Below are 11,683 nucleotides of genomic sequence, written 5' to 3' on the forward strand. Positions count from 1 at the left end.
GCACGCCCCCGCGGAGAGGTCAAGCGTTTTCGAGAGAGCGCTCTCATCCACTTGTTGGTCCCCGCCCAGCCGCGCGCCTCCCCGCCGCCCTCGCCCCGCGAGAACGCAGAAGTCGCGGTACTCGAACGCGAGTACCGCGACTTCCGTGGATTCACCGCCCTCTGCCGATCGAGTAGCGGCTACTCGACCAGCAGGGACGCCCTCAGCCCAGCAGCACCGCGAAGCCCTGCGCGGGCAGCTGCACGGAGACGGCTCCGGACGGCGACGTCTCGCTCACGAGCGCGCCGTCCTGCGAGTAGACGCGCAGCGTGCCGGAGCCGCCCGAGACGCCGATCGCCGTGGTGCGCACACCGTCGGTGGAGTTGCGGATCAGCTCGGTGCGGCCGCCCTCGCCTCCGACGACGAGGCGCGACACCAGCGGGCGCACCAGCAGTGCGTCCAGGCGCGTCTCACCGCTCAGGGGGCGGACCTCGACGCTCGAGGAGCCTGCCGGCACGGTGCGGCGGAGCTTCTGCGGCAGCAGCGCGCCCGACGCCTCCGTGACCCCCTGCGCCCCGACGGTCGAGCGGAGCAGGTCGAGCGGGCGCGTGCCCGACGTCCAGACGCTCAGCGGCGTGCGCTCCGTGCCGCGCTGCGGCTGGTCGATGACGGCCTCCACCACGCGGTCCTGCGAGGACGAACCGATCGGGATCGACACCGAGCGGCGCGGGTCGGTGAGCGAGAGGTACGAGCCGCTCCAGCCCGCCTCCCCGGTCCAGGACGACTCCGGGGTGACGACGGTGCCGCCGCGTGCACTCTCGGCCTCGACCAGCGTCAGCCCGTCGCGCGAGCGCTCGGTGGCGACGGAGCGGGCGCGGTCGGCGAGGTCGGGCCGCTCGTCGAGCGCGAGCATCGCGAGCAGGCCGTGGATGGTGCTCTCGGCGCCGCTGTTGCGGTTGACGGAGCCGTCGGCCTGCACGCCGTCGAAGACGACTCCGGTCGCCGGGTCGTAGACCGGCGCCCCGCTGCGGTTCAGGCCGAAGAACCAGGCGCCCTGCACGGCCGCGAGGTCGGTGAAGGCGCTGGAGCCGGTGGCGTCGGCCAGGGCGAGCGAGTTCTGCAGGCGGGAGTCAGCTCCGTACGCGATCTGCACGCGGTCGGTCGGAGTCGGGTTCCAGCCGTTGTCCGGGCCGCCGGCGGTGAGCAGCTCCGGAGCGAAGCGGGCTCCGTCGACGATCGCGGGCTCGAGGAGCGAGGAGTCGTCGAGCGCCGCGGACGAGGCGGCGAGTCCGCCGGCCATCTGCGACGACCAGGAGTGCCAGAGCGTGCGCGACTTCGTCCACGGGAGGATCGCGCCGTACGGCCACGCGGTGGTGTCCGCCTCTGTGGTCGTGGTGCGGGCGTAGGCGGCGACGCCCTCTGCGAGCTCGGCCGTGCTCGTGCGGACCGCGGAGTCGTCGGGAGCGGCCTCGAGGTAGGCGGACAGGCCGAGCAGCGCCTCCGAGGTGGCGTCGGCGCCGTCGACGATCAGCCAGGCCGGCACCTTCACGCCGTCGGCCTGCGCGTACTCCCCGTAGCGCGTGAGCACCTCGCGGTCGACCGCCGCGACGCCGAGCCGCAGCCGCTCCTGCAGGAAGGCGGCGAACTCCGGATCCGTGTCGCGGAACGCCGCGTAGCCCTCGCCGAGCGCCCAGAGCGTGCGGGCGAGCCAGTAGCTGTCCTCGGAGTCGCTCGGATCCGGCAGCTCGACCGGCTCGGCGCTCGCATTGAGCTCCCCGTCGGTCTGCATCCAGAGCACCACGTTCCCGGCGTCGTCGCCCTCGGTGGTCTGGAAGTAGGCGAGGGCGCGGAGCGTCTCGAAAGCCTTCTCGCGGCTCTCGGTCGAGCCGGTCTGCTGCCAGTGGCGGAGGTAGACGACCGCGGCACGCGAGATGTCGTCGGTGTTGAACGCGCCCTGCTCGTAGTCGCCGGTCGCCGGATCGAGGCGGCCGCCGCCCACGCGCTCGAAGGTGCCGCCGTCGCGGGCGTCGGCGTAGGTCCACGGCATCACCAGGGTCGGCTCCTCGTCGAGCCGGTAGGTGGTGTGACCGGGCTCGGGCACCGGAGTGGCGGTGTCGAGGAGGAAGTCGAGGTGCGCCGTGTTCGTCAGCGGCTCGGCCGCCTGCGCGGGGGTCGCGCCGAGGGCGAGGCCCCCGACGGTGAGGGCGGCGGCGGCCAGGACGGCCGCCGATCTGGTGAGCGTGTTCGTCATCGAACTCTCCTTGGGTGGGGGATGTGGGGGGCGGATCTCGATACGCGATGCGCTGCTACTCGATCAGCACGAGGCGCGGGCGGACTCGATCCGGGGAGTCAGCCGTCCGTGCGGACGAGGCGGGCCGCGCCGATCTTCGAGTCGGCCATGCCGTAGAAGACGTAGTGCTGTCCGTCGATCTCCTCGATCGCCGTCGGGAAGACGACGTTCGGGACGATCCCGCTGCGCTCCTCCTCCGTCTCGGCCTCGAGCAGCGGCTCGGCGGTGCGCGCGATCACCCGCGAGGGGTCGTCGCCGTCGAGGAGGATCGCTCCGGCCGAGTAGTTCACGTGCTGCTGCTGCGCGAAGGCGCTGTCGATCACTCCGGTCACCCCGTGGTGGATGAGCAGCCACCCCTCGGGTACGCGCAGCGGCGCGGGTCCACCGCCGACCTTCAGCTCCTCGAACGGGAACTCCGGGCCGGCGAGGAACCGGTGCCGGGTCCAACGCGTGAGGTTCGCCAGATCCCGGTCGACCTCGTCCACCGGCACGTAGCTGATCCAGATGCTCTGCCGCGGGTCCTCGATCCCGGCCGGGAGGCGCACGCCCTCGCCCGGCCGCGTCTCGCCGAGGTCCCACATCGGCCGGTGCAGCACCGCGAACGAGCGGGTGCCGTCGGGCGCCTCGACGATCTCGGGGAAGAACACGCAGTCCTTGTTGTGGAACAGGCCCAGGTCGATGTCCAGCGCGTCGTCGTAGGCGAAGGTCACCGGGCCGAGCCGCCGCCAGTCGCGCAGGTCCTCCGACACGGCGAGCGCCGTCCGGGGCCCGAGCGGCCCGTAGGCGACGTAGGTCATCACGTGCAGGCCGAGCGCCTCGATGAAGGTGATCCGCGGATCCTCGACGCCGGCGTTGTGCGCGCCGCGCTCGAAGCCGCGGTCGGGCGCGAGCACGACGCCCTCGCGCTCGACGCCGACGGGCACGCCGTCCTCGACGATCACGCGGGCGAGACCCACGCGGGAGACGTTGCCGGCGGCGACCATCCGGGGCAGGAGGTACAGCTCGCCGTCGGGTCCGCGGCCGCTGCCGGGGTTGAGCACCCCCTCGGCTTCGAGCTCGTCGCCCGGGGCGGGCTCCATCACGACGCCGACGCGCTCGAGACGGTAGGGGACAGTGGTGAGGGTGGGAGACATGGTCAGCCTTTCACTCCGGATCCGAGATCGGTCGAGACGAAGTAGCGCTGGAACACGATGAACAGCACCACGACGGGCGCGGCGAGCACGACGGCTCCCGCGAGGATCGCCCCGAACGGGTTGTCGGTCGACGACGCCACGTTCGAGATGTAGTTGGCCAGGGACACGGCGAGCGGCTGCAGCGACGCGTCCTTGGTGATGAGGAACGGCCAGAGGAACTCGTTCCAGGGTCCGATGAAGGTCAGCAGCACGGCGGTCACCAGCGCGGGCCGCACCAGCGGGAGCGCGATGGTCCACAGCAGCTTCAGCTCGCCGGCGCCGTCGATCCGGGCCGCCTCGAACAGCTCCTTGGGGAGCTGCAGGAAGTACTGCCGGAAGATGATCACCGCCGTCGAGTTGATGGCGAACGGCAGGATCATCCCGAGGTGGCTGTCCGCGAGGCCGTAGTCGCGCGCGATCAGCACGTAGAGCGGGATCTGCAGCAGCTGGAACGGGATGACCTGCACCAGCAGGGCCAGCGCGAACACGGCGTTGCGCCCCCGCCACTGCAGCATCGCGAGCGCGTAGCCGGCGAGGACGCCGAAGAACACCGTGCACAGCAGCACGCCGCCGGTGAAGATCCCGGAGTTGACCAGGCCGGTGAGCAGGCTGATCCGCTCGTTCACGTTGACGTAGTTGTCGAGCGTGAGGTTGCCCGGCTCCGGGATCGCTCCCGCGAGGGTGGGGTCGGGATCGGTCTGCAGGGAGCCGACGATCATGTAGTAGAAGGGGAACAGGAAGACGATCGCGCCGATCGCGAGCACGACTCCGCGCAGGATCACGGCTCCGCGGCTGGAGCCGACGGGGCGCCTCCGCGGCGACTTCTCGGGGGCTGCGGCGGCGGGCACGGCCGAGGCGGCGCCTCCGGCACTGGACAGGGTGCTCATGAGTTCCTCTCCCCCGCGAAGCGGTTCTGCAGATAGGCGATGACCAGCACCAGCAGCACCAGCACCACGCCGATGGCCGAGGCCACGTCGGGCTGCCCCTGCTGGATCCCGAGCTGGTACATCAGCAGCACGGGTGAGGCGGACGCGCCGTTGGGGCCGCCTCCGCCGGTGAGGAGATAGGGCTCGGTGAAGAGGTTCGCGCCGGTGACGGTCGAGACCAGCAGCACCAGGAGGGTCGCCGGCCGCACGCTCGGCACGGTCACCGACCAGAACTGGCGGATGCGGCCCGCGCCGTCGGTCGACGCCGACTCGTAGAGCTCCTTCGGCACGTTCTGCAGCGCCGCCAGGTACAGCAGGATGTAGAACCCGAGCTGCTTCCAGGTGACGTAGAGCGCGATGATCGGCATCGCGAGCTGCTCGTTGATCAGCCACGACGGGTTCGGCGCGAGCGGCCCGAGGAGGCTGTTGACCAGCCCGTTCCCGTTGAAGAGGAACAGCCACACACCGACGACCGCGACGCTCGCCGTGACGTACGGCACGTAGAAGCTGACGCGGAGGAACGTCCGCAGGTGCACGACCTTGTCGAGCGCCGCGGCGAGCAGGAGCGAGAGCACCACCGTCAGCGGCACGTTGATCACCAGGAAGATCCCGATGTTGCCGAAGGAGCGGATGACCTGCGGGCTCGAGAAGGCCGTGACGAAGTTGTCGAGGCCGACGAACGGCCGCTCCACCTGCACGCCGGGAGCCGCGAAGAAGAAGTCGTGGAACGCGATCCAGACCGAGTAGACGACCGGGAACGCGAAGACCGCGAGCACGAAGAGGAGGTAGGGGCTGCCGAACAGCAGCCCGAGGGGCTGGGGCCCGAGGACGCGGTGCAGGAGGCTCCGCTTCCCCGGTGCCCCGGCCGGCGCGGGCCGGCGGGTGAGGGTGGTCACGGCCGGGTCACTGCTGGCCGGCGAGCCCGGTGACGGTCTCGGCCGCTCCGTCGAGCGCCGTCTTCACGTCGCCCTCGCCGAAGATGACCGTCTTGCCCCACGCGTCGCGGATCGCCTGCAGCATCTGCACCGTGTTCGGTCCCGACGGCACCTCGATGGTGCGGCTCGCCTGGTCGCCGAAGCGCTGGTAGGCCGGGTTCGCCTCGAAGTAGTCGGCGTAGGTGGTCTGCAGGTCGGTGCGCAGCGGCATCTGGCCGGTGGTCTCGAGGAGCGAGCGGTCCTGCTCCTCGCTGGTCGCGAACTTCAGCACCTCCCAGGCCGTGCCCTTGTTGGCGCAGGCGGAGTAGAGGCCGACGTTCTTCGCGTCGCTGAAGGTCCAGGTCTCCTCCGCGGGCGTGCCGTCGGGGGTGGGCACCGACACGGAGCCCCAGTTCAGGTCGTCGTAGACCGAGACCGCCCACGGGCCGACGATCGACATCGCGGCCTGGCCATCGGCGAAGGCGTCGCCCTGGTACTGCTCGCGGCCGGCGAGGCCCTGGTCGTAGAGGCTCTTCCAGAAGTCGGCGACCTCGTAGCCGGCGTCGTCGGCGAAGGTGGCCTTCCCGTCCTCGACGAGGCTCGTGCCTCCGGTGGCCGCGGCGTAGAGCGGCATGAAGTCGAACTGGGTCTGGAAGAACTCGCTGGTGGGCGCGGGCTGAATGGCGGCGGGAGCGGCACCCGACTCGACCAGCGTCTTCGAGGTGGCGAGGAAGTCGTCGTAGGTCGACAGCGACGGGTTCTCGGGGTCGAGGCCCGCCTTGGCGAAGACGTCCTTGTTGTAGAAGATGACGACCGGGTTGCTCTTCCACGGCATCTGGAAGTACTCGCCGTCGGCGTTCTGGTACTGCTCGGCGAGGTCGCCGCTGCGGGTCTCGATGTAGTCGGCGCCGCCCTCGAAGGTGGAGAGGTCGACGAGGCCGCCCTGGCGCTCGAACTGGCCGACCGCGCTGGGGGCCGTGTTGAAGACGAGGCACGGCGCGTTGCCGGCGGTGATCGCGGCTCCGATGACCTCCTCGCTGCTCTTGCCCGCGGGGATCTCCTGCCCGGTGATCTCCTCGTCCGGGTGGTCGGCGTTCCACGCCTCGACCATCGCCTTGCCCCACATCACCTCCTGCTCGTTGTTCGAGTACCAGATGGTGATCGGGCCGGTGGCGGTGAGGTCGGTCGACGCTCCGCCGCCACCGCTGCACGCGGTGAGGGCGAGGGTCGCGAGGGAGGCGGTGGCGATCCCGGTCAGCCAGCGTCTCGTCGTCGAGGGGGCCATGGTGTTCTCCTTGTCCGGCGGGCGCGACGGTGCGCCCGCGTCTTCAGTGGGTCGACGGCCGCGGAGGAGCGGTCGAGTGGCGCACCACGAGCCCGGCGGGCTCGAGGTCGACGTCGGGGGCGCTGCCGGACTCGATGAGATCGAGCAGCGTGCGGGCGGCCTCCTCGCCCCAGCGCGCGGGGCGCGTGCGGGCCGAGGTCAGCGACGGGTAGACGTGGGCGGCGATCTCGGAGTCGTCGAAGCCGGTCACCGAGAGGTCGTCGGGGAGGCGCAGCCCGCGGGTGTGCGCGACGCCGAGGCCGGCGATGGCCATCGGGTCGTTGGCGTAGACGATCGCGGTGGGCGGGGTCGGGCTGTCGAGGAGCCGCTCCGTGGCCGCCGCGCCCTGCTGCGGGCTGAAGTCGGTGGCGACGAGCGCGATGGGCTCGAGCCCCGCGTCGGTGCAGGCCCGCGTGAAGGCCTCGCGGCGGCGGGAGGAGTGGAGCAGGTGGTCCGGCCCGGCGACGTGGGCGATGCGGCGATGGCCGAGCTCCGCCAGGTGCCGGACGGCGTCGGCGATGCCGGCGGAGTCGTCCATCACGACGGCCGGTGAGGAGGAGCCCTCGAGCCGCCCGAGGGTGACGGCCGGGATCTGCAGCTCGGCGAGCAGCGCAGGCCGGGAGTCGTCCTGCCGGAGGTCGGTGAGGAACACGCCGTCGACGCGGCGGTCGGCCGCGAGCGTGCGGTAGACGGCCTCCTCGGAGGCGCCCGGGTCGACGACGCTGAGCACCAGCACCCGGCCGCGCTCGGCGAGCACCCGCTCCACCCCCGAGATGAAGGAGGGGAAGAACGGGTCGGCCGCGATGACCGCCGGGTCGCGCGCCACCACGAGGCCCACCGCGAACGAGACGCTGGTGGAGAGGGAGCGGGCGGTGAGGCTGGGCCGGTAGCCGAGCTCGGCGGCGACGCGGAGGATCCGCTCGCGGGAGTCGGGCGAGACACCGGGGCGGTCGTTGAGCGCGAACGAGACGAGCGCCTTGCTCACGCCGGCCTCACGCGCGACGTCGAGGATCGTCGGTCTGCCCGCCATGGGAGCTCCTTCACTCGTCGCCGCATCTGAACCGGTTTTGTAAACCGGTTCAGAGCACCGTAGCAGGGAGGCGGGCGGAGGAGAAGAGGGCGCGTGGCCGGGTGTCGGGCTGGGTTCGTCGGCCGTTCTGTCGCGCCATCCGGGCGGTGGTTCCCGCCTGTCCCCTCGGCGGGGACATCGCTTGTGCGGCAGGTCGCTACCGTGGCCGTCGGCCGCGTCAGGCCTTTCGCCCGCCTCCACGAGGAGCACGGGGCTCGCCGGAAACCCGCTCGTGTCGCGTCGACGGAAGGAGGAGCTAGTGGTTCCAGGCTTCTTCGGTGGACCACCCCGGCCGAGCAGTCCCGGGCGCAGTGCCGAATGGCTGGCCTTCCACGGCACTCGCGAGGATCAGTGGTGGTTCGCCGTCGTGGATGAGGACCTGTCCGACGAGGCCTTCGCCCACCTCGCGTCTCTCGGCGACCCGGGGATTGCTGGCGGCCTGTTGTCGAACCATTCGACACCGACGGCAGTCCTCCTGACCATCGCGCGGACGCACCCCGAGCTGCAGGAGATGGTGCGCATTCACGGCAATGCGCCCTTCGAGCTGATGCGGGAGGCGCCTCTGGGGCATCTGAACCAGACGGCGCTGAATCGATTCCTCCAGCACGAGCGAGCCGACGAGGAGCAGCGACGTGCGCTCTTCGCGGCGAAGGACGCGGAGGCCGGCGTGGGCGGAGAGAGCCTGAAGTCCGTCTGGAACCGGATCAGGGATCACTCCTAGGAATCGATGGGGCCCTCTCACGTGGCTCTCGCCCGCGGCGGCTGCGTCCGCAATGGCCCGGTGCTTCAGCTCGGAGCCGTTCCGCGTCGATCCTCTCGCCGTGCCAGGTGGGCGGAGCTTCACGCCTGTCCCCGACACGAGGACGTGCCGGCCGCCGTCCGCCGCTACGGTGACTGGCATCTGCGTATGGGCGCCTCCACCCGTGGCCGCGGAGCGAGTGCTCGCAGGCCGCTCACGGAACCGAGTGGCCGCGGAGCCTGAGAGCACTCCGCGACCCGGCTCCGGCTCCGCCGCGTGGTGCTGGAGTATCCCGGTGCCCGGCGACCCCGCGGTACTTCCCCGACCCGAGAGAGAGAACGATCATGGCCCGCCCCCACACCGCCAGCCGCACCACGAGCGAGCAGCGCACCGAGCACGCCGAGCAGTACTCGGCCGGAGCGCGCTACGCGTCGGAGGCGTTCGGCACCTTCCTCCTGGTCGCCGGCGGCGTCGGCACCGCGGTCTTCGCCTCCGCCTTCCCCGACTCCGGCAACGCGCTCGGAGTCGGCTTCCTCGGCGTCGCCCTCGCCTTCGGCCTCACCGTGATGGCCGGCATCTACGCCGTCGGCCACATCTCGGGCGGCCACTTCAACCCCGCCGTCAGCATCGGCCTCGCCATCGCCGGCCGCACCGAGTGGAAGCACATCCCCGGCTACATCGTCAGCCAGATCCTCGGCGGACTCGTCGGCGCCGCAGTGGTCTTCCTCGTCGCCGCCGACGGCCCCGCCGGCTACCTCGCCGCCGCCCGCGACTCCGGCTTCGCCTCCAACGGCTACGGCGCCGCCTCCCCCGGCGGCTTCGGCCTCGGCGCGGTCCTGCTGACCGAGATCGTCCTGACCGCCGTCTTCGTCGCCGTCATCCTCTCCGTCACCGCCAAGAGCGAATACAAGGCCGTCGCGCCGCTCGCCATCGGCTTCACGCTGACACTCGTCCACCTGATCAGCATCCCCGTGAGCAACACGTCGGTGAACCCGGCGCGGTCGATCGCTGCCGCGGTGTTCGCGGGGCCGGATGCGCTGGGGCAGGTGTGGGTGTTCCTGGTCGCGCCGATCTTGGGTGCTGCGATCGCGGGGGTGGGGACGAAGGCGCTGAACCGGCGGAAGTAGGGGCGCGGACGGCTGACGCCGCGGATGGGCGGGAGGCGCAACGACTTCGATGACGCTTGGGGCACACTCATCCCGCGCCCTCCAGGTATCGCCCGAGCCGTGAGTCGGCTTTAGGCCGCGGACATGGAGACAGCAGATCAGGATGGGCAGCTGGCGGCGCACTCGGCCTGCTCGTCCATGGCGACTCAGTGCCGCTGACGCTCGCAGGCGTCGAATCGCAAGCGGTCAGTCGCAGTCAGAGGCGGGTTGCGGATCCTGAACCGCTCTGGAGCGCCATCGTTGCGCGAGCCCTGGCGGTCAGCGTCGACAGGATGAACCACACCGTCGCAAGCACAGCGACCGCTATCGCCGATGCAACTCCTGTAACGATTGCCTGAGAGCTGGCCTCGTCAGCATCTAAACTCACCGCCATCGCATTACCGAGAGCTCTGGCATTGTCCTCGCGCACCTCAGCGAGGTGCCGTTCAGCGGAGTCCGCGACCTCCGTCGCCAGGATGAACGGCTCTCGCGCTGCCGCGTCTGCAGCATCCATCTTCGCCTTCAGCTCTGCGTCGTAGCTGTACCTCGCCGGCCAGACCGGAGCGGCGATCGTTCCGTTCTCGACACCGCGAGCCACCTCGAGCTCGTACGTCTGAGCGTTCCGCTGGATCGTCCCTTCCATGTTCTCTCGCTCGATGATCTCCCGGTTCTGGGCACCCTTGTGCTTGCTCTCGGCGTCGGACAAGGCATCCGACGACTGTGCGAGCGCGACATCAGCCGCTTCGGACTGGGCGGACACGTCTGCTGCGCGGACCGCGAAGACGGAGGTCAAGACGACGCCGGCGATGACCACGAGGAGGACGACAGCAAGTGCGACACGCGGAATCAAGGAGGACCTTTTCAAGTACCTGCCTACCGCGTCGTCCCGGGAGGGGTAGGAGGACACGACGACATTCTAGGCAGCCCTCGTCCCAGCGTCCCGTTGAACGACCGATGCAACGTTGCGAAGCGTCAGAGAGCACCTACCGCGTTTCGGCCGAGGTGGGTGCCGCAATGAGACCCGCAGGCTAATGGCTGTGTCGCAATGGTCAAGCGGCGCCGGACCCTTTCCTCGTTCGGCTCCCGGAACGGTCCAACGACCTTTGGAGGAACAACACTGCAGACGCCCAGGTTCTAGGGGAACCAAGATCCTGCCGATCTCACCCTTCGTGCGAAGCGTTGCGCGGGATCGTCAGTCGCTCGGGGAGGACAGAGGTGGAATCGGAGTCGATCACAAGCTTGCGCGGTGAGGTCCAGGCTTTCACCGGGAAGGTCCTCGTCGACGGCGAGTGGACCGTCCGCGAGGGGTGAATCCTGATGGCCGAGCGCGGGCGCTCTCGGCTGGAAGACCGACATGTCCAGCAAGGCCACGCTCCTGGTCTACGGAAACCTAGCCAGTTCGGTCGTGACCGACAAGACACGCCCGTACAGCAAAAGGCCGTTGTACCTCTCACCATCACCATCCCCTTCAAATTGACGCTCGTCCACCTCGTCAGCATCCCGGTGAGCAACACGTCGGCGAACCCGGCACGCTCCATCCCCGCCGAGTATTCGCGGGGCCGGACGCGCTATGGCAGGGGTGCGTGTTCCTGGTGGCGCCGATCGTGGGTGGTGCTCGCGAAGCTATTGCAGAAGTTGACGTCGAGCCGTTCACCGTAAACGCGAACGGAGTGGCCACTGGCCGCCACCATGGGGCCGCCAGGTTGCAACGTGTCCGCGTCGGCGCCAGCGAGGATCACCGTGACTTCCGTGCCCGCCAGGACGGTCACTGTTACGCGCACCTGCCGACCCTCGAGTACCCACCGACGACAGCCTCGCCGAATGCCATCGCTAGTGGCCGGTAGGGGCGGTATCCGGGACATCAGCAGGTCCGTCAATGACGACGAGCCAGGCGGGTCCGGCGGCGCGGATGCCGGCGATTTCCTCGTCGACCCAGCGGACGGACATGCCGAGCGAGTCGAGATCTCGGGACGTGGTCGGGTTGCCGTTGGCGTCGTGGCCAGCCCTGGACTCCCACATCGTGGTCGCTCTCTGAACGACCTGGCCGAGCCTGGAAGGCGGTGTCCGCTGGAGGCGTTTTCGGTGCCGTCACCGCAAGGCCGGATGTGCTAACAGCCGTGCCTCG

9 protein-coding genes are annotated in these 11,683 nt (G+C 70.2%); 2 read left to right on the forward strand and 7 right to left on the reverse strand.

The features are described from left to right. Window positions 1–202 precede the first annotated feature (202 nt). The 6 genes from GSU40_RS16415 to GSU40_RS16440 all read right to left on the reverse strand — a co-directional run bounded on the left by GSU40_RS16415 (window position 203) and on the right by GSU40_RS16440 (window position 7,635). Window positions 203–2,230, reverse strand: coding sequence for a hypothetical protein (locus GSU40_RS16415; protein WP_160035943.1), 2,028 nt, complete (start codon window positions 2,228–2,230; stop codon window positions 203–205). 98 nt (window positions 2,231–2,328) lie between these two features. Next, the gene (locus GSU40_RS16420; protein WP_160035945.1) at window positions 2,329–3,402 is read right to left on the reverse strand and encodes a glycosidase; all 1,074 of its coding nucleotides are present in this window, start codon (window positions 3,400–3,402) and stop codon (window positions 2,329–2,331) included. A 2-nt stretch (window positions 3,403–3,404) separates the two neighbouring features. Continuing rightward, complete coding sequence (locus tag GSU40_RS16425) at window positions 3,405–4,328, reverse strand: carbohydrate ABC transporter permease (protein ID WP_159940401.1); 924 nt, start codon at window positions 4,326–4,328, stop codon at window positions 3,405–3,407. Continuing rightward, window positions 4,325–5,263: a sugar ABC transporter permease gene (locus GSU40_RS16430; RefSeq protein WP_104223956.1), complete on the reverse strand. Its 939-nt coding sequence runs from the start codon at window positions 5,261–5,263 to the stop codon at window positions 4,325–4,327. The genes GSU40_RS16425 and GSU40_RS16430 overlap by 4 nt, the downstream gene beginning before the upstream one ends. A gap of 7 nt (window positions 5,264–5,270) precedes the next feature. Continuing rightward, window positions 5,271–6,566 (reverse strand): extracellular solute-binding protein, encoded by a 1,296-nt coding sequence (locus GSU40_RS16435; RefSeq protein ID WP_160035947.1) that lies wholly within the window; start codon window positions 6,564–6,566, stop codon window positions 5,271–5,273. Between the two features lie 43 nt (window positions 6,567–6,609). After that, window positions 6,610–7,635, reverse strand: a complete 1,026-nt coding sequence (locus GSU40_RS16440) for a LacI family DNA-binding transcriptional regulator (RefSeq protein WP_160035950.1) — start codon at window positions 7,633–7,635, stop codon at window positions 6,610–6,612. Window positions 7,636–7,933: 298 nt separating this feature from the next. On the opposite strand from GSU40_RS16440, the gene GSU40_RS16445 reads away from it, so the two are divergent. Continuing rightward, window positions 7,934–8,395, forward strand: coding sequence for a hypothetical protein (locus GSU40_RS16445; RefSeq protein ID WP_160035952.1), 462 nt, complete (start codon window positions 7,934–7,936; stop codon window positions 8,393–8,395). A gap of 362 nt (window positions 8,396–8,757) precedes the next feature. Then, window positions 8,758–9,540 (forward strand): aquaporin Z, encoded by a 783-nt coding sequence (gene aqpZ / locus GSU40_RS16450; RefSeq protein WP_160035954.1) that lies wholly within the window; start codon window positions 8,758–8,760, stop codon window positions 9,538–9,540. 235 nt (window positions 9,541–9,775) lie between these two features. Here the strand turns inward: aqpZ and GSU40_RS16455 are convergent, their stop codons facing one another. Further along, window positions 9,776–10,465 (reverse strand): hypothetical protein, encoded by a 690-nt coding sequence (locus GSU40_RS16455; RefSeq protein ID WP_160035956.1) that lies wholly within the window; start codon window positions 10,463–10,465, stop codon window positions 9,776–9,778. Window positions 10,466–11,683: the final 1,218 nt, after the last annotated feature.

The organism is Rathayibacter sp. VKM Ac-2805, assembly GCF_009834265.1.
Lineage (GTDB): Bacteria > Actinomycetota > Actinomycetes > Actinomycetales > Microbacteriaceae > Rathayibacter.

What these genes read in the sequence shown, in the direction of transcription:
- GSU40_RS16415 (WP_160035943.1), bottom strand. Translation starts at nt 2,230, where the DNA reads ATGACGAACACGCTCACCAGATCGGCGGCCGTCCTGGCCGCCGCCGCC.
- GSU40_RS16420 (WP_160035945.1), bottom strand. Translation starts at nt 3,402, where the DNA reads ATGTCTCCCACCCTCACCACTGTCCCCTACCGTCTCGAGCGCGTCGGC.
- GSU40_RS16425 (WP_159940401.1), bottom strand. Translation starts at nt 4,328, where the DNA reads ATGAGCACCCTGTCCAGTGCCGGAGGCGCCGCCTCGGCCGTGCCCGCC.
- GSU40_RS16435 (WP_160035947.1), bottom strand. Translation starts at nt 6,566, where the DNA reads ATGGCCCCCTCGACGACGAGACGCTGGCTGACCGGGATCGCCACCGCC.
- GSU40_RS16440 (WP_160035950.1), bottom strand. Translation starts at nt 7,635, where the DNA reads ATGGCGGGCAGACCGACGATCCTCGACGTCGCGCGTGAGGCCGGCGTG.
- aqpZ (WP_160035954.1), top strand. Translation starts at nt 8,758, where the DNA reads ATGGCCCGCCCCCACACCGCCAGCCGCACCACGAGCGAGCAGCGCACC.